Below are 22,273 nucleotides of genomic sequence, written 5' to 3' on the forward strand. Positions count from 1 at the left end.
TAGACCAAGCCGGGCGCGCGTGCACCAGACCACGGCGGCCGCGTTCGGTGACCGAAATTGTCGGTGCCCCCGCGCACAATGACGGCGTGCAGGTGATCACCGGCCAGGAGGAGGACTCCGGCTACACGATCTCGACGCCGGCGGGCACCTCCCGCGGGCTGTCGAGGGCCGGCTGGGTGGCCGAGGTGCGCCGGCTCGAGGAGGCCGAGGCGCCGCGCTGGGTGCTGCCCTCGGTCGACGCGCTGTACCCGAAGCTCATCGAAGCGGGCGTGCGGCTGGGGCGCTGCTACGACCTGGGCTTGGCGGAAGGCCTGCTGCTCGCGTACGAGGGGCGTGAGAGCGAGTCGCGCAGCCTGCGCGCGGCGTGGGCGCGGGCGCAGGGCGAGGAGCCGCCCGACGACGGGCCCGCGTTCGGCGAGGCGGCGCAGCCCACGCTGTTCTCGCCGCGCGGACCGGGGCTGCCTTCTGGTGTGACGGTCGCCGACGCGGTCCGTCGCGTGCTGGTCGAGCAGGAGAAACGCGTGGCTTCCGTCGCTTCGCCAGGTCGGATGCGCGTGCTGCTGGCGGCGGAGTCGGCGAGCGCGCTGGCCGCGGCGGAGATGTCGGCGGCCGGGTTGCCGTGGCGGGCGGACCTGCACCGTGCGCTGCTGGAGTCCCGGCTCGGTCCTCGCGTGCCGTCCGGGCAGCGGCCGAAAGCGCTGGTCGCTTTGGCCGCGCAGATCACCGACGCGTTCGGCGGGCGGCCGGTGAATCCCGACTCGTCGCCGAGCGTCATCCGCGCTTTGGCCCGCGAGGGCATCGAGGTGCCGGCCGCGCGCAAGTACCTGCTGCGCGACATCGACCATCCGGCCGTCGCGCCGTTGCTGGAGTACAAGGAACTTTCCCGCCTGCACTCGGCCAACGGCTGGGCCTGGCTCGACGAATGGGTCACCGACGGCCGTTTCCGCCCCCACTACGTGGTCGGCGGCGTGGTCTCCGGCCGCTGGGCCACCCGCGGCGGCGGGGCGCTGCAGATCCCCAAGGTGCTGCGCACGTGTGTCCGCGCGGATCCCGGCTGGAAACTCGTCGTCGCCGACGCCGCGCAGCTGGAACCACGCGTCCTCACGGCGTTGTCCGGCGACCGCCGGCTGGCCGAGGTCTCGGCGGCCACCGACCTGTACGCCCGGCTGGGTGAGGCTCTCTTTTCGGGCGCCCGCTACGTTCCCCCACCGTCCGGTTCCTCGGACGACCGCTCCCGAGCCAAGATCGCCATGCTGTCCGCCATGTACGGCGGCACCTCCGGCGAGGCGGGACCCCTCCTGGCCCTGCTCCGCCAGCGCTTCCCCGACGCCGTGTCCTATGTGGAACAAGCCGCGGCCGCCGGCGAACGCGGCGAACGCGTGCGGTCCCGGCTGGGCCGCACCTCCCCCGCGCCGTCCGCCGCTTGGCGCGCCCTCACCGGCGGCCTCGCCGACGACGAAGCCACGGAAACCCGCGCCCGCCTCGCCTCCCGCGGCTGGGGCCGCTTCACCCGCAACTTCGTCGTGCAAGCTTCGGCGGCCGACCTGACCGCCGTCCTGCTGGCCACGCTGCGCGGCCGCCTCCCCGCCCCCGCCCACCTCGTCTTCTTCCAGCACGACGAGGTGATCGTCCACACCCCGGCCGAACTGGCGCCCGCCGTCTCGGCCCTCATCGAGTCCACCGTGACGGAGTCGGCGCAAATGCTGTTCGGCGAGGCGTGCCCGGTGCACTTCCCCATGCAGGCGGCCGCGGTGGACACGTACGCGGACGCGAAATAGCTCAACCCGACCTACGACAAAGGACACCTGATGGGCAATCTGTATTACTACTTCGCCGCGAGCTCCGACGAACTGGCCGCCACGGTGCTGGAATCCCCCACCGTCACCAACTTTCCCGTGGTCGAGCTGAAAGACATCGATCCGATCATCCAGCTGAGCCGCGCCGAAGCTCTCCTCACGGGGACGGGTTTCGACACCGTTTGCGCGAACCCCAGATCGGATCACCTGATCGCCGAGCTCGACGAATCCGTCTGGGTCACCACTCTCACCGACGAACTCCGCGACGCCCTGGCCTCCGCCGACGAAACGCACCGCCGGCAGGTCGCCGAGCTTTGGGCGCGTTCCGAAGAATTCGATGGCGACATCGACCCGACAGATGTCCTCCCTGTGGTCGACGAACTCGCCGACCTCGCGCGCCAGGCAAAAGCGGCCGGAGATCGCCTGTACTGCCGGACCTGCCTGTGACTCCCGAAGCGTCAGCCGCCGACGCGAAGTAACCGCGTCATCCGTCAAAAGATCGAGTTCACCCGGCCTCAGAGGCCGGCCAACAAGGAGGTTCAATGGGAGCGTCAGGCTGGGACTACCGCGCACCGTACGCGGGCAGCGTCGAAGCAACACACCTCGCGGTGCAGGAACTACTCCTGGCCAGCGGCGAGTTCCTCTGGCCCTGGGAAGACATCAACCCCGAATACGTCGACGAAATGGTCCCCCGCCCGTCGTCGTTGGCCGACCTCGAGGCGGCGAAGGACGCCGAGGAGTTCTGGGACGCGGGCACCCACACGATCCTCGACACCCACGAGATCACCGAGGCTGACGGCGTCGGCACCGTCCGCCCGTTGAGCTCCGCGGAGCTCAACGGGGTGTTCGGCACCGACCGCCCGTCCGCCGCCGACTTCGAAGGCGTGCGCCGGCCCGGACCGTCAGGCCCCCTCGCCGACCTGATGGGCGACAGATGGACCGGCCGAAGCCTGGTGATCTACAAGAACGGCGCCCCCGACGAGGTCTACTTCTGGGGTTACTCCGGCGACTAGCCGGGCAGTCCGTCCACTTCCCCAGGCCGTCCCCGTCGACACGTGCGCACAACAGTTCGGCTTTGTCGCGGGGTCGGCCTGTGGTTGAGTCACACCATGCTCTACAGCTACTTCACGGCGAATTCGGACGAAGCAGCCGTAACGTCCCTCGAGGCGCCCGAAGGGCCGGCCGCGTTGTTCCCCATGGCCGCCTTCAAGCACCTCGACCCCTACCTGCAGGTGCCCCGGGCCGAGGCGTTCCTGACGGGGATCGGCGAGGAGGCGGCCGCCGACAACCCGCGGGCGATGAAGCTGCTCGCGGAGGTCGGGGAGGGCGACGTCGTGGTCGTCACGCTCACCGACGAGTTCCGTGACGCGATCGCGGCCACCGACGAAGCGCGCCGCCGGGAGCTGGCCGGATTCTGGTCGAGCGACGAGAAGCTCGAGGGCACAGCCGGGGACCTGCTGCCCGTCGTGGACGGGCTCGCAGCCCTCGCGAAGCAGGCGAAGCCCTCGGGCGGCCGGCTGTACTGCCACATCGCCGGCTGAAGCTCAGTAGCGCACCGAGTTCTGCAGCAGCGGCGGGTAGACCGCGTGCTCCTGCCCGTTCACGGTCGCGCCGGCGTAGCGCAGCATCGGGGCCATGCCGCGGTTCAGCTCAGCCGGGAAATTCAGCCGCGGCGCGGAAACCTCGTCCAGCGCGGCCACCTGCTCCGCGCTCAACTTCAAATCCAACGCCGCCAGATTCTCCGTCAGGTGCTCGACCCGCCGCGGCCCGATCAGCGTCGACGTGATCCCCCGCCGGCCCTGCACCCACGCCAGAGCCACCGCCGCCGGGCTCACCCCCAACTCCTTCGCGATCCCCACCACCACGTCGATCACCCGGAACTGCTCCTCGGTCGGCCCCACCCCGAACGCCGCCCCGCGCCGCGTATCCGCAGCCGCGCCGTCGCGGGTGTACTTGCCCGACAGGAACCCGCTTTTCAACGGACTCCACGGCAGCATCGCCATCCCCGCGTCCTCGGCGAGCGGCAGCAGCTCGCCCTCGATAGTGCGTTCCAGCAGCGAATACTCCATCTGCAACCCGGCCACCGGCGCCCACCCGCGGAACTGGGCGATCGTCTGCGCCTTGGCCGTGAACCACGCCGGAGTATCCGAGAACCCGACGTACCGGATCTTGCCGGCCCCGACAAGATCCTCGAGGGTCCGCAGCGTCTCCTCGACGGGCGTGTGGCGGTCGTAGTTGTGCAAGTAGTAGAGGTCGATGTAGTCCGTCCCGAGACGCCGCAGCGAATCGTCCAGCTGGTGCAGAATCGCCTTCCGACCGGCACCACCGCCGTTGGGGTCGCCGGGGTGCAGGTTGACGAAGAACTTCGTCGCCAGCACCACCCGGTCACGCAGCCCCGGCGTCGCGGCGAGGAAATCGCCGACGATCTTCTCCGAGTGGGTGTTGGTGTAGAAGTTGGCGGTGTCGATGAAGTTGCCACCGCGGTCGAGGTAGGTCTGCAGGATCCTCTCGGACTCTTCGACACTGCAGCCGACGCCGGTGTCCTCACCGAAGTTCATGGCACCGAGGCAGAACGGGCTCACGACGAGGCCGGACCGGCCGAGGTGGACGTAGGAATCAAGGCTCACGGGGATTCTCCTGGCTCATCACGGGATTTCGTTGCCGTTCAATGACACCAGCGCCGGGCATGGCACCGTGAGCCCGAAAGTCGTAGCCTCTTGCCTGATCCTGTCACGATCGCCAGTTGCCCCAGCGGGCGCAGCCGTGGTCGAATCGAAGCGTGTCCCTCTCCGAGCTGCGCACGCTGATCACCCGCTACGCCGGCCGCACCGACCTGCCCGGCGGCCTGATGCTGTCGTGCGAGCGCGCGCCCACCGACCCGGCGGCCTCGCTGACCGGCCCGGTGCTCGCCGTCGTCGCGCAGGGCCGCAAGCGCATCGGCACGGGCGAGCGCACCTACGAGTACGGCGCCGGCCAGTACCTCGTGGTCACCGTCGACATGCCCGTGACCGGGCACTTCGTGGAGGCCAGCCCCACGGAACCGTTCCTGGGCGCCGGCCTGGTCCTCAAGCCGGAAGCCGTCGCCGCCCTCCTGCTCGAGACGGGCACCACGAACTCAGCCCCGTCCGCCCCGTCGGCCATCACCGTGAGCGACGCACCCGCCGAGCTGCTCGACGCGTTCGTCCGCCTGCTGCGGCTGGCCGACCACCCGGCCGACCGCCGCGTGCTCGCGCCGCTCATCGAGAAGGAGATCCTCTGGCGCCTCGTCACCGGCGCCCAGGGCGCGACCATCCGCCAGATCGGCCTCGCCGACAGCAGCCTGTCACACGTCGGGCGCGCCATCCGCTGGATCCGCGACCACCACGCGGAGTCCCTGCGCATCTCCGACCTCGCACGCCTCGCCGCGATGAGCGAGTCGTCGTTCCACCGCCACTTCCGCGCCGTGACGGCCATGACGCCCATCCAGTACCAGAAACACATCCGCCTCCAGGAGGCCCGCCTGCTCCTCCTGTCCCGCACCGACGACGACGTCGCATCCATCGGCTACACCGTGGGCTACGACAGCGCGTCCCAGTTCAGCCGCGAATACCGCCGCCAGTTCGGTGTGCCGCCGGGCCAGGATTCGACGAGGCTGCGGGCACACCACGGCTGACTTCCCCACCTCGCCGACTTCGGACTTCAGTAGTCCACGGTTACCTGCATGCGCACCGTGGTGCCGGGATGGGACCGGATATATGCCTGCAGCCAGCCGCTGCTCGCCGTGCATCCGGCGCTTGTCACACCATTCTCGGAAGTGGTATTCAAGACGACGGAACACCGAGCAAGATATTCATTTGCATCCGGCCGCAGAACATAAAATGTCGCGGATCCGGCGCCCTCGCCGCCGAGATTGCGAAAAATCGCGCTCATGGAGCACCAGGAGTCACCGCATGGCCCATCCCATTGTGAGGAGGTCACCTGGAACCTAGGTGAGGCCGGGGCGGTGGTTTCCGTTGACTCGTCGGCGTCTTCGGGGGACGATGACGAGTCAACGGCCGGTTCCTCGTCCACTTCGCTCGATCTCTGCGGCGGATCGTCGATCGGCGCCTCTTCCGGAGTCGTCGAGGGCGATATCCGGCTCGTTGCCGACTCCGAAGCCGGAGCGCCACCAGACTGGGACGTGAGTTCTTTCAACGGATTCCAGCCGGTCAAGCCGTTGATCGCCACCAGCACGGCGACGCCGCTGCCGATTGTAGCGACGACAACGTTCCATTTCTTATAGGCAGGCTCGTCGTCGGATTTCCCCGGCTTGTCCGGCTCTTCTGGCACGAGCGGCATTCTACTAGATCAACGCACACCGCGGGCGAGATTGCCCTAACCCGGATAAGGGCGTTCGCCCACCCGTTGACCTGGTCATTTGCCCACCGCCGAAGCGCTTGACCGGGACGATCAGTCCTCACACCGGCGCGTCATCCAAAGCTTTCGTGATGCGTTTCAGCGACACCGGATACGCCGTCCCGAGCGTCTGGGCGAAGAAGGACACCCGGAGTTCCTCGATCATCCACCGCACCTCCGACAGCGCGGGCGACGAAGTCCCCGCAGGCAGCGCGGCCAGAGCCGACCGGTACTCCTCCGTGATCCACGCGATGTCGGCCGTCCGCTGCAGGTCGCGGGTGGGCTCGGAGACGAGTTTGTCCAAGCGGCGCGAGATGCCCCTCAGATAGCGCTCGACATCACGCAGCCGCGAAGCGCCCGATTCCGTCACGAAGCCCGCGTGGACCAGGCCGGCGAGCTGGGCGCGCATGTCCGCCAACGACTCGGCCGGGCCGCGGGTGTCCGGTAGGACCGACTCCACGTCGATGGTCGCGCGCAGGATCCGCTCGACGTCCGTCAGAACCGCGAGCACAGCGGGGTTCAAGCCGGCGCGGACGTGCTCCAGCAGCGAAGCGAAACTCGCCTCATCCCAAGCCGGGCCGCCGTACGACGTCATCAACGAATCCACCGCGCAGTCGACGCAGTCGTCCAGCAAGGCGGCGACGCTGCCGTGCGGGTTGCGGTTCAGCACGAGCTTCGAGGAGTTCGACAGCGACCGCGTGATGAACTTCATCGGCGAGTTCAGGTTCAGCCGCAGCATGCGCCGGGTGCCGGCCCACATCGCGTGCTGTTGTTGCGCCGGGGTGTCCAGCAGGCGGACGGCGACCGAAGCACCCTCGTCCACCAGAGCCGGGTACGCCTTCACGTCGTGGCCGCGCTGCGTGGAGGCGAAAACCTGAGGCAGGGAGCCGAAAGTCGGCCTTACCAGCCCCGCCTTCTCGATGCTGTTGGCGGCCTTCGAAATCGTCTCGCGCACCTTCGGGGCGAGGCTGAGCTTCAACGCCTCCAGGTCCTTGCCCTCGGCCACCTTGCGGCCGCGGTCGTCGACCACGCGGAACGTCACCCGCAGGTGGTCCGGCACGGAAGACAGGTCGTAGGCCGACAGTGGAACGTCGATGCGGCGAAGCGTGAACAGCTCGTCGGACAGCACCTCGACGAGGGGATCGTCCGAAGGCGACACTCGCGAAAGGACATACGCGGCCGTGTCGGGAGCCGGGACGAAGTTGCGCCGCAAGGCTTTCGGCAGCGACTTGATCAGCGCGGTGACCAGTTCCAAGCGCAGCCCCGGCACCTGCCAGTCGAACCCGTCCGGCGTCACCTGGTTCAGCACGGGCAGCGGGATGTGCACGGTCACGCCGTCGGCATCCGCACCGGGCTCGAACTGGTAGGTGAGCCCGAAGACCTGCGAGCCCTGCGTCCACGAGTCGGGGTAGTCCGACTCGCGCACGCCTCCCGCGGTCTCGTTGATGAGCATGGACTTCTCGAACGACAGCAGGTCCGGGTCGCCGCGCCGCGCCTTCTTCCACCAGCTGTCGAAGTGGCGCACCGACACCACGTCGGCCGGCACACGCTGGTCGTAGAACTCGAACAGCGTCTCGTCGTCCACGAGGATGTCGCGGCGGCGGGCGCGGTTCTCCAGGTCCTCGACCTCGTCGAGCAGCGCGCGGTTCTCGGAGAAGAACTGGTGGTTGGTGTGCCAGTCGCCTTCCACCAGCGCGTGGCGGATGAACAGCTCACGCGACAGCTCGGGATCGATGCGCCCGTAGTTCACGCGTCGGTCGGCGACGAGCGGCACGCCGTAGAGCGTCACCTTCTCCACCGCCATCACGGCGCCCTGCTTGCGCTCCCAGTGCGGCTCCGAATACGACCGCTTCACGACGTGCGCGGCCAGCGGCTCGACCCACTCCGGCTCGATGCGCGCGTTCACGCGCCCCCACAGCCGCGAAGTCTCCACCAGTTCCGCCGACATCACCCAGCGCGGCTGCTTCTTGAACAGCGCCGAGCCCGGGAACACCGAGAACCGCGCGCCGCGCGCGCCGAGGTAGTCGCCCTTGGCCGGGTCCTTGAGGCCGATGTGCGAGAGCAGCCCGGCGATCAGCGACGTGTGCACGTGCTGCGGGTCGGCCGGCGTGGTGCTCAACGAGATGTCGAGCGGCTTGGCCAGCTGGCGCAGCTGACTGAAGATGTCCTGCCACTCGCGGATGCGCAGGTAGTTGAGGTACTCGTTGCGGCACAACCGGCGGAACTGGTTGCCCGTCAACGCTTTCTGCTGTTCGCTCACGTACTCCCACAGGTTGAGGTACGCGAGGAAATCCGACGTCGGGTCGGCGAAGCGCGCGTGCTGCTGGTCGGCCGCCTGCTGCTTCTCCGCCGGACGCTCCCGCGGGTCCTGGATGGACAGTGCCGCGGCGATGATCATCACCTCACGCACGCACCCGTTGCGCGCGGCCTCCAGCACCATGCGCCCCATCCGCGGGTCCACCGGCAGCTGCGCGAGCTTGCGGCCGATGTCCGTCAGCTTCGACGCGTCGTCCACCTCGAACGCGCCGAGCTCCTGCAGCAGCTGCACACCGTCGGCGACCTGGCGCCGATCCGGCGGCTCCACGAACGGGAACGCCGCCATGTCGCCCAGCCCCAGCGAGGTCATCTGAAGGATCACCGACGCGAGGTTGGTGCGCAGGATCTCCGGGTCCGTGAACTCCGGGCGCGACTCGAAGTCCTCTTCGGAGTACAGTCGGATGCAGATGCCGTCGGACGTACGGCCGCTGCGGCCTTTGCGCTGGTTGGCCGAGGCCTGCGAGATCGCCTCGATCGGCAGCCGCTGCACCTTCGTGCGGTGGCTGTAGCGCGAGATGCGCGCGTTGCCCGGGTCCACGACGTACTTGATGCCCGGCACGGTCAGCGACGTCTCCGCGACGTTCGTCGCGAGCACGATCCGGCGCCCCGTGTGGCGCTGGAACACGCGGTGCTGGTCGGCCGACGACAGCCGCGCGTACAGCGGCAGCACCTCGGTGTTGCGCAGGTCGAGCCGGTTGAGCGCATCCGCCGTGTCGCGGATCTCGCGCTCGCCGGAGAGGAACACCAGCACGTCGCCGGGGCCGGCGCTCTGCAGTTCCATGACGGCGTCGAGGATCCCCTGCGTCTGGTCGCGATCGGGGTCGGCCTCGGGGTCGTCGGGGTCGATGATCGGCCGGTAGCGGACCTCGACGGGGTAGGTGCGGCCGGAGACCTCGACGATCGGCGCGTTGTCGAAGTGCTTCGAGAAGCGCTCCGGGTCGATCGTGGCCGAGGTGATGATCACCTTGAGGTCGGGCCGGCGCGGCAGCAGCTGCTTGACGTAGCCGAGGATGAAGTCGATGTTGAGGCTGCGTTCGTGGGCCTCGTCGATGATGATCGTGTCGTACTGGCGCAGCATCCGGTCGGTCTGGATCTCGGCGAGCAGGATGCCGTCGGTCATCAGCTTCACGAGCGTGTCCTGGCCGGACTGGTCGGTGAAGCGGACCTTGTACCCGACGGCGTCGCCCAGCTCGGTCTTCAGCTCGCTCGCGATGCGGTCGGCGACCGTGCGCGCGGCCAGCCGCCGCGGCTGCGTGTGCCCGATCTGCCCGCGGATGCCGCGGCCGAGCTCGAGGCAGATCTTCGGCAGCTGGGTCGTCTTGCCCGAGCCGGTCTCGCCCGCGACGATCACCACCTGGTTCTCGGCGATCGCCTTGCCGATCTCGTCCTTGAGCTTGCTGACCGGCAGCTCTTCGGGGTACTCGATCTTGGGCACGCTCTCGCGCCGGCGCTGCACGCGCAGCTCGGCGGCGGTCACGTCGGTGGCGAGGCGCTCGGCCACGGCTTGCTTGTCACGCGACCGGCGCGCGCCGTCGAGCCGACGGCGCAGGCGGTGCTCGTCGCGCGACATCAGCTCGGGCAGCCGCGCGCGCAACGCCTCGAGGGGGGATTGAGTGGACATACTTGTATCGAGGATAGCGGTGCGTGACGGGCCTGGCTCCTGAATATGCCCGGCGTCTCCCGTCACACCCGTTGCCGGGTCAGCCGGGCCGGCAACAGCCAGGTCAGCCGCTCCGAACGCACCACCGCGAGCGGCCCGATCACGGCGAGGAGCAGCACGTATCCCGCGACGAACGGGGCCACGCGCTCGTCGAGCCCGGCCGCCACCGCGAGCGTCGCGAGGACCAGCGAGAACTCGCCCCGCGTGAGCACGGTCAGGCCGATGTTCACCCCGGCCTGGCGATCGAAGCCGTGCAGCCGGGCGGCGAACGCGCCGGCCGCGAGGTTCAGCACGAGCGTCAGCGCGACGGCCGCGAGAACGGGGACCACGACCGTCCCCACGGCGCCCGGGTCGATCGAGAGGCCGAAGATGAAGAAGAACAACGCCCCGAACGCGTCGCGCAGCGGCAGCACCAGCTTGTGCACGCGCGGCGCGACCTTCGAGCCGCCGAGCATCATGCCGACCATGAACGCGCCGATCGCGTCGGACACGCCCACCTCCTCGGCGACGGCCGCGCCCAGCACCGCGACGCCGACGAAACACACGGTGAGCAGCTCGTCGTCGGCCGAGCCGAACAGCTGCGACACGAGCCGGCCGCCCCAGCGCGCCAGCGCCGCGAGCAGGAGCAGGAAGCCGAGTGCCTTGCCGAAGTCGGCGAGCGCCGCGCCGAAGCCGTCGGCGCGGCTGAGCACGGGCTGCAGCAGGGCCAGGTAGAGCGCGAGGAACAGGTCTTCGAGCACGATCACGCCCATGATCAGGCGTGATTCGGGATTGGCGGTGCGGCGGGTTTCGAGCAGCAGCTTGGTCACGATGGCCGACGACGAGATGCCGATCGCCCCCGCGATCACCAGCGCCTCCCGCGTGCCCCACCCCAGCGTGAACCCGAACGCGAGGCCGCCGCCGACGTTGAGAACCAGGTAACCCAGCCCCGCCGCGGCCAGGCGTCTGCCGCCGCGCGCGAGGTCGTCGAGCGAGAACTCCAGGCCGAGGTAGAACAGCAGGAACACCAGGCCGAGGCCGGCCAGCACGCCGAGCTCGGCGGGGTCGTCCACAAGCGACAACCCGGGCGTGTGCGGGCCGAACACGAAGCCGGCCAGCATGAACAACGGGATCGTCGGCAGCCCGATCCGCGCCCCGACGCGCGCGACGACACCGGCCGCCAGGAACGCACCGCCGACGGCCAGCAAGGCATGACCGTTGGTCATGGGAAACCTCCAACAGCTGAGTACGGGTGAGTGGGCGACGTACTCAGCCGGCAGGAGGTGCCCGGGCGGGTGCTTTCGGGTCGGACCGGTGCTTTGCGGTGGTGCTTTTGTCGACGGTCGTGGCGCTTGACGCGGCGGGCCACTGCTTCGCTTGCTCCGGCGGTGTGGCTTCCGGGATTGGTTGCGCGGCAACGAAGTGCGGCGACTGCTGGGCAACCAGCACCGGCTTCGGATCGTCGTGCGACAGGCCCGGGTGCACCGGCCCGGGCGCGGCGACGCCGAGGAGCAGCAACGCGGCGAGCAGGACACTGAGCATGAACCGGTGCCGTGGCGCGGTGGCGGCGGCAGCGGTCATCGTGGCGTCAGTTTACCATCGCTTTAATATTGACCCGGCGATCCACAGTGGACCTTCACTACGGGGAGTGGCTGAATATCGTTCCTTTCATGTCCACCGACTCCTGCAGATGCATGGTCTGCCTCGACTACGGCGACCGCGACCACCTCGGCTCCGTCGACGCCGGTCTGTTCGAACACGTCGCCGACCCCGGCTGGGGTCTGCTGGCGATCCCCGAAGACGAGGTCAGCGCGGGCTGGACGTTCACAATCGGGCTGTGGCACTCGTTCCGCGTGCCAGAGCTCGCCGTGTTCGGGCTGGAGCCGGCGCCCGGGATGGGGCTGCTCAACGTGATCGGCGAGCAGGTGGCCGCGGGCCGGCGACCTGCCGCCGGTGACGAGCTGGACGACGTCCTCGAGTCCGGCCGCCTGGCGCTGCGGCCGGTCGACGAGGGCTGGCACGACGTTTTCTTCGGGACGGCACAACGCTTCTACCGCGCCACGCGGCCCGCCGCCCCCTTCCTGCAGGTGCTCTGGCCCGATCGCGACGGCCGTTTCCCGACGCAGGACGAGTTCGCTCCTGACCTCGCGCTGAGGCAGCCTCAGCTGTGGCGCAGCCCGTCCGGGCACCCGAAGGGGCCCTGGACCGCCGACCTCTGAGCCGCCGTCACGCCGAGCGTTCCGCCGCCACCTGTTCGCGGACGTCCGGGATGGTCTCGGCGATGAACACGTGCGATGCCCGGTCGTCCGCGCCGGAGAGCACGAAGGTGTCGAAGCCGCCGGCCAGGGCGAAGTCGGCGAGTTCCGAGGCGGTCGGGGTGGCGCCGACGTTGAGGACGCGGCGGATCGACGCCGGGTCGCGGCCGGCGTCGAGGGCGGCGGTGTCCACGGCGGAGGCCATGCGGAGGGCTTCGGCGGGGTCGTCGCGGAGGCTGACGACCCAGCCGTCGGCCAGGCGGCCCGTGAGGCGCAGCGCGCGGGGGCCGTACGAGCCGAGCCAGAGCCCGATGGGACGCGCCGGCACCGGGCCGGAGTGGGCACCGGCCAGAGTGTGGAAGCGGCCGTCGAAGCGGAGGTTGCCCTCGCCGCTCCAGATCTTGCGAATGACGTTGATCGCCTCCTCCTCGGCGGCGAGCGCGTCGCCCGGGGTCCGGCGCGGGCCGCCGTAGGCGACGATCGCGTCCCAGAACGCGCCGGCGCCCAGCGCGAGGTCGAAGCGGCCGCCCGACAGCAGGTCGAGGCTGGCGGCGGCCTTCGCGAGCACGGCGGGGTTGCGCAGCGGCAGGTTGGCGACGTCGGGGAACACCCGGATCTTCGTCGTCGCGCCGAGTAGCACGCCCATGAGGGAGAAGGTCTCCACGTACCGGCGCTGGTACGGGTGGTCCTGCACGGCGAGGTGCTCGAACCCCGTCCGCTCCAGCTCGCGCGCGTGCTCGACCAGGGGGTCGGCCGCGTTCGGCACCAGGAAGTAGCCCGTCGAGATGTCCCGCCCGAAGTCTGTCATCACCACTCCTTCGCGGTGGTCAACGACGCCGGACGAGCGGAGATTCCGGCCCCGAAGTGACCCGGCGGTAACCTCGGGGCCAGACCTTCGGGAGGCACGCGCATGGCCGACTACGACCTGGTGCTGTTCGGCGCCACCGGCTTCACCGGCACGCTCACGGCGGAGTACCTCGCGCACTCCGCCCCGCCCGGCTGCCGCTGGGCGCTCGCGGGCCGCAATCGCGCCAAGCTCGAGGACCTGCGCACGCGGCTGGCGGCGATCGACGAGCGCCTGGGCACGTTGCCCCTGCTCAGCGCCGACATCGCGGACCCCGACTCGCTGCGCGCGGTCGCCGCGTCGGCGAAGGTCGTGGCCACCACGGTCGGCCCGTACCTGCACTACGGCGAGCCGCTGGTCGCCGCGTGCGCCGCCGAGGGCACCGATTACGTCGACCTCACCGGCGAGTCCGAGTTCGTCGACCGCATGTACCTCGCCCACCACGCGAAGGCCGCCGAAACCGGCGCCCGGCTCGTGCACAGCTGCGGCTTCGACTCGATCCCCCACGACCTCGGCGCCTGGTACACCGTGCGCCAACTGCCCGAGGACGTCCCGCTGCAGGTCGACGGCTACGTCCGCGTCGGCGCCATGCCCTCGGGCGGCACCTTCCTCACGGCGATGACGGCGTTCTCCCGCCAGCCCGCCGCCAACCGCGCGGCCAAGGACCGCGCCGCAGCCGAACCCCCGCTCGCCGGCCGCCGCGTGGGCACCCCGGTCGGCGCCCCGCACCGCGTGCCCGGCACCGGACAGTGGGCCGTGCCGCTGCCGACGATCGACCCGCAGGTCGTGGGCCACTCGGCGCGGGCGTCCGCACGCTACGGCCCGGACTTCCGCTACCGCCACTTCGCGGCTTTCTCCGGCCTGCCGTCCGTAGCGGCCGCGACAGCCGGCGCGGGCGCGCTGTTCGCCGCCGCCCAGCTGGCCCCCGCGCGCGAGGCGCTGTCGAAGCTGCTCGCGCCGGGCCAGGGACCCAGCCTCGCGCGCCGCGCGAAGTCCTGGTTCACCGTCCGCTTCACCGGCTCAGGCGGCGGCGAGCACGTGACGACCGAAGTCTCCGGCGGCGACCCCGGCTACGACGAGACGGCGAAGATGCTGGCGGAATCGGCTCTGTGCCTGGCTTTCGACGAGCTGCCCACCACTGCCGGCCAGGTCACCACGGCGACGGCGATGGGGGATGCGTTGATCGAGCGGCTCATGCGGGCGGGTATGTCGTTCAGGACGTTGTAACCAAATGTCCTTTGTGGACTTACACTGGTTCACAAAGGACTTCATACAGCGCGCCGTCCTCCAGTTCGCACCGGGCACAAACAGTTTCCCGATCACCGGAACCCTGTACCACCCTCCGGGCAACAAATCCCACCGCGTGTTCACATCCGCGAAAACCCGATCTGCCCCTTGCCGCCGGGATCACGCGCGGTTATCGTTGCGCTACGCCGCAGCAGCACCGGAGCCGTGTTTACCGTGGTACGCCAGGGAATTCCCGGCTTCGTCCGCCTTGCCCACCTGTCATGGCCATGCCCTGACAATTCTGCGGAAAGGGAATTCCCCCATGCGCAAGACGATGCGGCCTGCCCTTGTTGCCGGTCTCACCGTGGCGTCGGCTCTCACCGTCGTCCTGGCCACACCGGCTCTCTCGAGCGCCGCCCCGACCCCCACACTCAGCAACGCAGCCTCGATCCTCGCTTCCGGCGGCGACCTCGCCTCGCCGGAGAAGAAGGACATCGCGATGCAGCTCGTCTCCAGTGCCGAGAACTCGAGCCTCGACTGGAAGGCCCAGTACAGCTACATCGAGGACATCGGCGACGGCCGCGGCTACACCGCCGGCATCATCGGCTTCTGCTCGGGCACCGGCGACATGCTCGAGCTCGTGCAGGCCTACACCAATTCCGTGCCGAACAACCCGCTGGCGAAGTACCTGCCGGCGTTGAGGAACGTCAACGGCACCGACTCGCACACCGGCCTCGGCCAGGCGTTCGTGGACGCGTGGAAGGCCGCGGCGAAGACGTCGCAGTTCCAGGCCGCGCAGAACAGCGAGCGCGACCGCGTGTACTTCAACCCGTCGGTGAACCAGGCGAAGTCCGACGGTCTCGGCGCACTGGGCCAGTTCATCTACTACGACGCCATCGTGATGCACGGCCCCGGCAACAGCTCCGACAGCTTCGGCGGCATCCGCAACTCCGCCATCAAGAAGGCGAAGCCGCCGTCACAGGGCGGCAACGAGACCACCTACCTCAAGGCGTTCCTCGACGCCCGCAAGGTGATCATGAAGCAGGAGGAGGCCCACGCCGACACCTCGCGCGTGGACACCGAACAGCTCGTGTTCCTCAACGCGGGCAACCTCGACCTCCACACACCCCTGAAGTGGAAGGTCTACGGCGACTCCTACACGATCAACTGAGCAAGAACCCGGGCCGCCGATTTCCCCGCGGCGGCCTGGGTTCTTGCCGTAAGCTCTCGCGCCATGAGAACCGTTCTCGGGACGCTGGTCTGCGTCGCACTGGGTACGCTCGCAACCGCCGCACCGGCTTCGCCCGCCCAGAGTCCTGCGCAGAATCCCCCGTTGCCTTACCACGGTTCCGCCGGCCAGATGGTCACGGTCACCGCCCCGGACCCGTCGTCGACCACCGCGACGCTGATCGCCTGGCAGCGCAAGGGTTCCCACTGGGTGCGGGCCCTCGGGCCGTTCCCGGCGTTCGTCGGCACGCAGGGCATCGGCGAAGCGAGCGAAACGACGTCGCACACCCCCACGGGCGTCTGGACGCTCACCGAAGCGTTCGGCATCCAGCCCACCAACGGCACCCGGCTGCCCTACCGCCAGGTGACCGAGAACGACTGGTGGGTCTCCGACGTCAAGTCGCCCTTCTACAACACGCACCACTCGTGCGCGCCCGGCACCTGCCCGTTCAACGAGGCGGCCGGCGAAGACCTCGGCAAGGCCGGTCCCGTCTACGACCACGCCACCGTGATCGACTACAACCGCTCGCCCGCCGTGCCGGGCATGGGTTCGGCGTTCTTCCTGCACGTCTCGTCGGGCAAACCGACGGCGGGCTGCGTGTCCGTCCCGGGCGCGGACCTCGACGCCGTGATGCGCTGGCTCGACCCGGCCGGGCATCCCGTGATCAACATCGGGATCAGTCCACAGTAGACTAGACGAGCTCGTCCGCCGGCCGGGTGTTGATCACGCGATCCGCGGTGAGACCGACCTTTTCGGCACGTGCGCACCCGTAGACCTGCCAGTCGAGCTGGCCGGGTGCGTGCGCGTCGCTGTCGATGGCGAACTCGCAGCCCAGCTCCACGGCCATTCGCAGCAGCGGCATGGGCGGGTCGAGCCGCTCCGGGCGCGAATTGATCTCCACCGCCACGCCGTGGTCCCGGCAGGCGGTGAACACCTTCTCGGCGTCGAACGTCGACGGCGGCCGCTCGCGAGGACCGCGCACCAGCCGGCCGGTGCAGTGGCCCAGCACGCGCACGTGCGGGTTCGCGACGGCCGCCAGCAGCCGCGGCGTCAGCTCGCGCGAGGGCATGCGCAGCTTCGAGTGCACGCTGGCGACCACGAAATCCAGCCGCTCCAGCAAGTCCGAACGCTGGTCGAGCGCGCCGTCGTCGAGGATGTCGACCTCGATGCCGTGCAGCAGCCGGAACGGGGCGAGTTCGGAGTTGACGCGCGCGACCTCGTCCATCTGCTTGCGCAGCCGCTCGGGCGAAAGACCGTTGGCCACGGTCAGGCGCGGCGAGTGGTCGCTGAGCACGATCCATTCGTGGCCGAGGTCGCGCGCGGCCTCGGCCATCTCCTGGATCGGGCTGCCGCCGTCGGACCAGTCGGAGTGCGTGTGGCAGTCGCCGCGCAGCGCGGCGCGCAGTTCGCCACCGTCGGGCAGATCGGCTTCGGCGACCTTCGCCGCATACGCGGGCACGCGGCCGAGCCACGCGTCCTCGATGACCCCGGCCGTCGCCTTGCCGATGCCTTTGAGCGCCTGGAGCGTGCCCGAGCGCACGCGGCTCTCCAGCTCTTCCTGCGACAGGTGATCGACCACCGCCGCCGCCTGCCGGAAGGCGCGGACGCGGTAGGTCGGCTCAGCCGCGCGTTCGAGCTGGAACGCGATGTCGCGCAGTGCGCGTGCCGGGTCCATGCGTCCTGTTTACCCGTTCAGGCGCGCCGGGGCAGCTCGTGGAGCTCGACGTCGGTGAGTTTCCCGGCGCGGATCTCGGCGGTCTGGTACGTGCAGAACTCCTGGCGCCGCCGGTCGGTGGGCGAGCCGGGGTTGAGCAGGCGCAGGCCGCCGGGTGTCACGGTGTCCCAGGGGATATGGCTGTGGCCGAACACGAGCACGTCGGTGTCGGGGAACTGCGCTTCACAACGCGCTTCGCGGCCCTTCGCCTCGCCCGTTTCGTGGATCACGGCCAGGCGCACACCACCGAGCGTCACGCGGGCGACCTCGGGCAGCCACTCGCGCAGCTCGGGTCCGTCGTTGTTGCCGTAGACCGCGACGAGCCGTTTGCTGGCCACGGCGAGCTCGTCGAACGCGTCGAGATCGACCCAGTCGCCCGCGTGCACGACGACGTCGGCCCGCTCCACCTCGGCCCAGACCTCGTCAGGCAGCTCTTTGGCGCGTTTGGGCAAGTGGGTGTCCGCGACGAGCAGCAGCCGCACGGTCGTTACGCCCCCTCGTCCGGGATCGCGGCCAGCACTCGCTCGAGGAACGCGCCGATGTGCTTGCGCAGCAACGCGGCCGCGCCCTCGGCGTCACCCTTCTTCGCGGCGCCGAGCACAGTCTTGTGCTCGGTCCACTCCTTGCGCCAGCTGGGGTTCGTGTCCCAGCCGACCACGGTGATGAGCGCGGCGCGGTCCTTGAGGTCGTCGAGCATCGAGACCATCAGCGGGTTGCCGCAGCCGGCGTAGAGCGCGCGGTGGAAGCGGCGGTTGAGCAGGCTGAGCGCGGTGTGGTCCTTGTCCGCGAGCGCCGCCTGCGCCTCCTTCAGCGCTTCGGCCGCGTCGTCGAACGACGCCCCCGCCGCCACCGAACGGCGCAGCGCCTCGGGCTCCAGCACCATCCGCACGTCGTACACCGAACGCGCGAGCTCCGCGTCGACCACGCACACCGACGCGCCGCGGTACGGGCTGAACGTGACCAGCCCGGAGTTCGACAGCACCTTCAGCGCCTCGCGCACCGGCGTCTTCGACACGCCGAGGCGCTGCGCCAGCTCGGCCTCCACCAGCGGCTGGCCCGGGAGCAGCTCGCGGGTCAGGATGCCGCGCCGGATCTCCTCCAGGACCACTTCGGTCCGGGAGGCGGGCAGGCTGAACGTCGGTGGCATCGGACACTCCAGGCTCGCGCGGTCTGCCGCGGTGAACAGACCGACATTCAACCAGGCGGGCGCGGACGGTGCCCGCGACCCGCGCGGCGAGCTGTGATCATATATCAGATGCCATACTGCTCGTAGCGACGAAAGGCGGCCCGGCCATGAAAACACCGGAGGACCTGCGCAGCCACCGCTGGTTCGGTGGCGACGAACTGCGCAACTTCAGCCACCGCGCCCGGGCCCGCCAGCTCGGTTACGACCCCGGCGAACACCTGGGCAAACCGGTGATCGCCGTGCTCAACACGTGGAGCGACATCAACCCGTGCCACATGCACCTGCGAGAGCGCGCCGAGCAGGTGAAGCGCGGCGTCTGGCAGGCCGGTGGGTTCCCGCTGGAGTTCCCGGTGGCGACGCTGTCGGAGACGTACCAGAAGCCCACGCCCATGCTGTACCGCAACCTGCTGGCGATGGAGACCGAGGAGATCCTGCGCTCCTACCCCGTCGACGGCGCGGTGCTGATGGGCGGCTGCGACAAGACCACGCCCGCGTTGCTGATGGGCGCGGCGAGCGCCGGGCTGCCGGCGATCTTCGTGCCCGCCGGGCCGATGCTGCGGGGCCATTGGCGCAACGAGGTGCTGGGTAGCGGCACGGACATGTGGAAGTACTGGGACGAGCGCCGCGCCGGCACGATCGGCGACGAGGAGCTGTCCGAGCTCGAACGCGGCCTGGCCCGCTCCCCCGGCCACTGCATGACGATGGGCACGGCGTCGACCATGACGTCGGCCGCGGAGGTCCTCGGCGTGACGCTGCCGGGCGCTGCGTCGATCCCGGCCGTGGACTCGGCGCACCACCGGATGGCCGCGGCGAGCGGCGCGCGGATCGTGGACATGGTGTGGGAGGACCTCACGATCACCAAGGTCCTCGACGAGCGCGCGTACGCCGACGCCATCACCACCGTGCTCGCGCTCGGCGGCTCGACCAACGCCGTGATCCACCTGATCGCGATGGCCGGGCGCAGCGGCCTGTCGCTGAGCCTGGCCGATTTCGACGAGATCGCGCGCCGCGTGCCCGTGCTCGCCAACATCCGCCCGGGCGGCGCGTGGCTGATGGAGGACTTCTACTACGCGGGCGGCCTGCCCGGGCTGCTGTCGCGCCTGACGGACCTGCTGCACACCGAGCGGCTGACCGTCTCCGGCCACACCCTGGCCGAGACGCTCACGACCGCGCAGGTGCACAACGACGACGTGATCCGCCCACGCGACAACCCGCTGGCGGCCGAAGGCGGCGTCGCCGTGCTGCACGGCAACCTGGCGCCCTCGGGCGCGGTGATCAAGCACATCGCCGCGACGCCGGAGCTGCTCACCCACACCGGGCCCGCCGTCGTGTTCGACGACTACGCCGACCTCAAGAAGCGCATCAACGACCCGTCGCTCCGCATCACGGCCGACTCCGTGCTGGTGCTGCGCGGCTCCGGCCCGCTCGGCGGCCCGGGCATGCCCGAGTACGGCATGCTGCCGATCCCCGACCACCTGCTCGCGCAGGGCGTGCGGGACATGGTGCGCATCTCCGACGCGCGCATGAGCGGCACGTCGTACGGCGCGTGCGTGCTGCACGTCGCCCCGGAATCGCACATCGGCGGCCCGCTCGCCCTGGTCCGCGACGGCGACCTGATCACGCTCGACGTGCCCGCCCGCGTGTTGCGGCTGGAGGTGCCCGACGACGAGCTGGCGCGCCGGCGGGCGGACTGGCTCGAGCCTGCGCCGCGCTTCGAACGCGGTTACGGTGCCCTGTACGCCGAGCACATCACCCAGGCCGACGAGGGCTGCGACTTCGACTTCCTCGCGCGCGCCGGCGCCAACCCCGAACCCGACGCTCGCTGACCGGTTTGTTCCGCAAGGGGCACTAGTCCGGCATGTCCGGCTCAGGCCGTACGCTGTGGCGCGGGACGCAGCAAACGGAGGGTCGAACAGGTGCCGTACGAACCGCACTGGCCGGAGTCCGAGGACGAGCAGACGGTCGTGCTGCAGGCGGTTCCCGCCGAGCCCGAATCGCGCCCTCGCCTGCGCAAAGCCCTGTGGGTCTCCGGCGGGGTGCTCGCCGCGCTGCTGGTCGTGTACCTGATCGACCTGCTCACCAGCCAGGGCAGCGTGCCACGCGGGACCACGGTGGCGGGCGTCGACGTCGGCGGCCTCGACCGGCCGGTGGCCGAGCGGGAGCTGCGGGGTCTCATCGAGCCGCGTCTGACGCAGCCCTTGACGGTGACCGCGGGCGAGGTCCGCACCACGCTGTCGCCGACGTTGGCCGGCTTGCGCCTCGACTGGTCCGCGACGCTCGACCAGGCGGGCGACCAGCCGCTGAACCCGTTCACGCGGCTGGCGTCGTTCTTCTCGACGCACGAGATCGGCGTCGTCTCTCATGCCGAGGGTGACCGGCTGGATCCGGCCCTGGAGGACCTGCGCGGGCGGGTGGATCGTGCCGCGGTGGAGGGCACGGTGCGGTTCGACGGCACCACGCCGGTCGCCGTGGCACCGCAGCCGGGGCAGAAGCTCGACGTCGCCGCGGCGAAGGCTGCCGTGCTGAGTCAGTGGGCGACGGGTTCCGAGCTGGCTTTGCCGGTGGTGCCGGCGCCGGTGCGGACCACTGCTGCCGGGGTGCAGGCGGCTTTGGAGCAGTTCGCCCGGCCCGCGGTGGCTTCGCCGGTGACTGTCGAGGGTGAGGGCGCTGCCGCTGTTCTGGAGCCGCGTGACATCGCCTCGGCTTTGACTTTCGCGCCCGCTGACGGCGGCGGGCTCGTGCCGGTTGTGGACCAGAAGAAGCTCGTCGCGGTTGCCGGCCCGCAGCTGAAGTCCACCGAGAAGGAGGGCAAGGAGGCGACCGTCGGGTTCAGCGGCGGGAAGCCGGCCGTCGAGCCTTCGGTGGACGGCAAGACCGTCGATTGGGAGCCGAGCCTGAAGCCGCTGCCGGACGTGCTGAAGCGCGCCGACGGTCGTTCGCTGAAGGCCGTGTACAAGAACAGCCCGGCCAAGGTGACGACCGAGCAGGCCAACGCGATGGGCGTGAAGGAGGTCGTCGGCGAGTTCACCACCGGCGGCTTCGCCCCCGACTCGGGCGTCAACATCCGCGTCGTCGCCCAGAAAGTCAACGGCGCCATCGTGAAACCCGGCGAAACCTTCAGCCTCAACGGCTTCACCGGCCCCCGCGGCAAACCCCAGGGCTACGTCGAGGCCGGCGTCATCGAGAACGGCGCCCCGGCCCGCGAAGTCGGCGGCGGCATCTCGCAGTTCGCGACCACGCTGTACAACGCCGCGTACTTCGCGGGCATGAAGGACGCGGGGCACAAGGAGCACAGTTACTACATCAGCCGTTATCCGGCGGCGCGCGAGGCGACGGTTTTTCAGAACCCCAACGGGTCCAGCGTGATCGATTTGAAGTTCACGAATGATTCGTCCACGGGGATTGCCATTCAGACGATTTGGTCGCCTTCGTCGTTGACGGTGAAGCTGTGGGGCACGAAGCGGTATTCGGTGGAGTCGATTCCCGGGGAGCGGATCAATCCGACGCCTCAGCCGACGAAGCCGGGTCCGGCGGAGAACTGCCACGCCTCCAATGGCGCGCCTGGGTTCACGACCACGGATACCCGGGTGCTGAAGGACGCGGCCACGGGGCAGGAAGTCTCGCGCCACACCCGGACGGTGCGGTACAACCCGCAGCCGAAGATCACCTGCGGGGCGTAGGTGCTTGTGGTCAA

Annotated in this window: 20 protein-coding genes; 11 read left to right on the plus strand and 9 right to left on the minus strand. The window is 69.8% G+C overall.

Features of this window, described 5'->3' with window-relative positions; translation table 11 throughout:
• The first annotated feature begins 86 nt into the window (after nt 1-86).
• The 4 genes from AB0H62_RS36715 (at nt 87) to AB0H62_RS36730 (ending at nt 3,337) form a co-directional block, all read left to right on the plus strand.
• On the plus strand, nt 87-1,778 hold the full coding sequence (locus AB0H62_RS36715) for a bifunctional 3'-5' exonuclease/DNA polymerase (RefSeq protein ID WP_360591227.1): 1,692 nt from the start codon (nt 87-89) through the stop codon (nt 1,776-1,778).
• Nucleotides 1,779-1,808: 30 nt separating this feature from the next.
• On the plus strand, nt 1,809-2,243 hold the full coding sequence (locus AB0H62_RS36720; protein WP_360591229.1) for a hypothetical protein: 435 nt from the start codon (nt 1,809-1,811) through the stop codon (nt 2,241-2,243).
• Nucleotides 2,244-2,338: 95 nt separating this feature from the next.
• A complete protein-coding gene (locus AB0H62_RS36725; protein ID WP_220243098.1) occupies nt 2,339-2,809 on the plus strand; it encodes a hypothetical protein in 471 nt (156 codons plus the stop codon).
• A 96-nt stretch (nt 2,810-2,905) separates the two neighbouring features.
• Entirely contained in the window at nt 2,906-3,337 is a 432-nt protein-coding gene (locus AB0H62_RS36730) for a hypothetical protein (RefSeq protein ID WP_220243099.1), read from the plus strand.
• 3 nt (nt 3,338-3,340) lie between these two features.
• Here the strand turns inward: AB0H62_RS36730 and AB0H62_RS36735 are convergent, their stop codons facing one another.
• Entirely contained in the window at nt 3,341-4,423 is a 1,083-nt protein-coding gene (locus AB0H62_RS36735; protein WP_360591231.1) for an aldo/keto reductase, read from the minus strand.
• Nucleotides 4,424-4,575: 152 nt separating this feature from the next.
• Between AB0H62_RS36735 and AB0H62_RS36740 the strand changes: the two genes are divergently transcribed.
• Nucleotides 4,576-5,448, plus strand: a complete 873-nt coding sequence (locus AB0H62_RS36740) for an AraC family transcriptional regulator (protein ID WP_255638313.1) — start codon at nt 4,576-4,578, stop codon at nt 5,446-5,448.
• A 26-nt stretch (nt 5,449-5,474) separates the two neighbouring features.
• Here the strand turns inward: AB0H62_RS36740 and AB0H62_RS36745 are convergent, their stop codons facing one another.
• The 4 genes from AB0H62_RS36745 to AB0H62_RS36760 form a co-directional block, all read right to left on the minus strand.
• Nucleotides 5,475-6,104, minus strand: a complete 630-nt coding sequence (locus AB0H62_RS36745) for a hypothetical protein (RefSeq protein ID WP_360591233.1) — start codon at nt 6,102-6,104, stop codon at nt 5,475-5,477.
• Between the two features lie 127 nt (nt 6,105-6,231).
• Nucleotides 6,232-10,107, minus strand: coding sequence for an ATP-dependent RNA helicase HrpA (gene hrpA, locus AB0H62_RS36750; RefSeq protein WP_360591235.1), 3,876 nt, complete (start codon nt 10,105-10,107; stop codon nt 6,232-6,234).
• Nucleotides 10,108-10,169: 62 nt separating this feature from the next.
• The gene (locus tag AB0H62_RS36755) at nt 10,170-11,351 is read right to left on the minus strand and encodes a cation:proton antiporter (RefSeq protein WP_360591237.1); all 1,182 of its coding nucleotides are present in this window, start codon (nt 11,349-11,351) and stop codon (nt 10,170-10,172) included.
• A gap of 43 nt (nt 11,352-11,394) precedes the next feature.
• The gene (locus AB0H62_RS36760) at nt 11,395-11,706 is read right to left on the minus strand and encodes a hypothetical protein (RefSeq protein WP_360591239.1); all 312 of its coding nucleotides are present in this window, start codon (nt 11,704-11,706) and stop codon (nt 11,395-11,397) included.
• Between the two features lie 89 nt (nt 11,707-11,795).
• Here AB0H62_RS36760 and AB0H62_RS36765 point away from each other — a divergent pair, with 89 nt between their 5' ends.
• Nucleotides 11,796-12,344, plus strand: a complete 549-nt coding sequence (locus AB0H62_RS36765) for a DUF4262 domain-containing protein (RefSeq protein WP_220243105.1) — start codon at nt 11,796-11,798, stop codon at nt 12,342-12,344.
• A 7-nt stretch (nt 12,345-12,351) separates the two neighbouring features.
• On the opposite strand, the gene AB0H62_RS36770 is transcribed toward AB0H62_RS36765, so the two are convergent.
• Entirely contained in the window at nt 12,352-13,188 is an 837-nt protein-coding gene (locus tag AB0H62_RS36770) for an LLM class flavin-dependent oxidoreductase (RefSeq protein WP_360591241.1), read from the minus strand.
• 102 nt (nt 13,189-13,290) lie between these two features.
• Here AB0H62_RS36770 and AB0H62_RS36775 point away from each other — a divergent pair, with 102 nt between their 5' ends.
• The 3 genes from AB0H62_RS36775 to AB0H62_RS36785 all read left to right on the plus strand — a co-directional run bounded on the left by AB0H62_RS36775 (nt 13,291) and on the right by AB0H62_RS36785 (nt 16,369).
• Nucleotides 13,291-14,451 (plus strand): saccharopine dehydrogenase NADP-binding domain-containing protein, encoded by a 1,161-nt coding sequence (locus AB0H62_RS36775; protein WP_360591243.1) that lies wholly within the window; start codon nt 13,291-13,293, stop codon nt 14,449-14,451.
• A gap of 322 nt (nt 14,452-14,773) precedes the next feature.
• On the plus strand, nt 14,774-15,622 hold the full coding sequence (locus AB0H62_RS36780) for a chitosanase (protein WP_220243108.1): 849 nt from the start codon (nt 14,774-14,776) through the stop codon (nt 15,620-15,622).
• Nucleotides 15,623-15,685: 63 nt separating this feature from the next.
• Nucleotides 15,686-16,369, plus strand: a complete 684-nt coding sequence (locus tag AB0H62_RS36785; protein ID WP_220243109.1) for a L,D-transpeptidase family protein — start codon at nt 15,686-15,688, stop codon at nt 16,367-16,369.
• A gap of 1 nt (nt 16,370) precedes the next feature.
• Here AB0H62_RS36785 and AB0H62_RS36790 read toward each other — a convergent pair whose 3' ends face one another.
• From AB0H62_RS36790 to AB0H62_RS36800, 3 genes are read right to left on the minus strand one after another with little or no spacing between them, the layout of a single operon-like run.
• Nucleotides 16,371-17,354 (minus strand): PHP domain-containing protein, encoded by a 984-nt coding sequence (locus tag AB0H62_RS36790; protein ID WP_360591245.1) that lies wholly within the window; start codon nt 17,352-17,354, stop codon nt 16,371-16,373.
• A gap of 17 nt (nt 17,355-17,371) precedes the next feature.
• Nucleotides 17,372-17,875 carry a metallophosphoesterase gene (locus AB0H62_RS36795; protein ID WP_220243111.1) on the minus strand — a complete coding sequence of 168 codons (504 nt, stop codon included), beginning with the start codon at nt 17,873-17,875 and terminating at the stop codon, nt 17,372-17,374.
• A gap of 5 nt (nt 17,876-17,880) precedes the next feature.
• Nucleotides 17,881-18,540, minus strand: a complete 660-nt coding sequence (locus tag AB0H62_RS36800; RefSeq protein WP_220243112.1) for a GntR family transcriptional regulator — start codon at nt 18,538-18,540, stop codon at nt 17,881-17,883.
• 146 nt (nt 18,541-18,686) lie between these two features.
• Between AB0H62_RS36800 and araD the strand changes: the two genes are divergently transcribed.
• Together araD and AB0H62_RS36810 are read left to right on the plus strand one after the other, a co-directional pair.
• Nucleotides 18,687-20,405: an L-arabinonate dehydratase gene (araD, locus tag AB0H62_RS36805; RefSeq protein ID WP_220243113.1), complete on the plus strand. Its 1,719-nt coding sequence runs from the start codon at nt 18,687-18,689 to the stop codon at nt 20,403-20,405.
• Between the two features lie 90 nt (nt 20,406-20,495).
• Nucleotides 20,496-22,259 (plus strand): VanW family protein, encoded by a 1,764-nt coding sequence (locus tag AB0H62_RS36810; protein ID WP_220243114.1) that lies wholly within the window; start codon nt 20,496-20,498, stop codon nt 22,257-22,259.
• The last annotated feature ends 14 nt before the right edge of the window (nt 22,260-22,273 follow it).

The sequence above is a fragment of the Amycolatopsis sp. NPDC050768 genome (assembly GCF_040654155.1).
In the GTDB taxonomy this organism is placed as follows: Bacteria; Actinomycetota; Actinomycetes; order Mycobacteriales; family Pseudonocardiaceae; genus Amycolatopsis.

Bases quoted from the DNA above. Each gene is read 5' to 3' on its own strand.
- AB0H62_RS36780 (WP_220243108.1), top strand. From the start codon at position 14,774: ATGCGCAAGACGATGCGGCCTGCCCTTGTTGCCGGTCTCACCGTGGCG.
- AB0H62_RS36765 (WP_220243105.1), top strand. From the start codon at position 11,796: ATGTCCACCGACTCCTGCAGATGCATGGTCTGCCTCGACTACGGCGAC.
- AB0H62_RS36775 (WP_360591243.1), top strand. From the start codon at position 13,291: ATGGCCGACTACGACCTGGTGCTGTTCGGCGCCACCGGCTTCACCGGC.
- AB0H62_RS36730 (WP_220243099.1), top strand. From the start codon at position 2,906: ATGCTCTACAGCTACTTCACGGCGAATTCGGACGAAGCAGCCGTAACG.
- AB0H62_RS36770 (WP_360591241.1), bottom strand. From the start codon at position 13,188: ATGACAGACTTCGGGCGGGACATCTCGACGGGCTACTTCCTGGTGCCG.
- AB0H62_RS36790 (WP_360591245.1), bottom strand. From the start codon at position 17,354: ATGGACCCGGCACGCGCACTGCGCGACATCGCGTTCCAGCTCGAACGC.
- AB0H62_RS36725 (WP_220243098.1), top strand. From the start codon at position 2,339: ATGGGAGCGTCAGGCTGGGACTACCGCGCACCGTACGCGGGCAGCGTC.
- AB0H62_RS36720 (WP_360591229.1), top strand. From the start codon at position 1,809: ATGGGCAATCTGTATTACTACTTCGCCGCGAGCTCCGACGAACTGGCC.
- AB0H62_RS36785 (WP_220243109.1), top strand. From the start codon at position 15,686: ATGAGAACCGTTCTCGGGACGCTGGTCTGCGTCGCACTGGGTACGCTC.
- AB0H62_RS36755 (WP_360591237.1), bottom strand. From the start codon at position 11,351: ATGACCAACGGTCATGCCTTGCTGGCCGTCGGCGGTGCGTTCCTGGCG.
- AB0H62_RS36800 (WP_220243112.1), bottom strand. From the start codon at position 18,540: ATGCCACCGACGTTCAGCCTGCCCGCCTCCCGGACCGAAGTGGTCCTG.
- AB0H62_RS36760 (WP_360591239.1), bottom strand. From the start codon at position 11,706: ATGACCGCTGCCGCCGCCACCGCGCCACGGCACCGGTTCATGCTCAGT.
- hrpA (WP_360591235.1), bottom strand. From the start codon at position 10,107: ATGTCCACTCAATCCCCCCTCGAGGCGTTGCGCGCGCGGCTGCCCGAG.
- araD (WP_220243113.1), top strand. From the start codon at position 18,687: ATGAAAACACCGGAGGACCTGCGCAGCCACCGCTGGTTCGGTGGCGAC.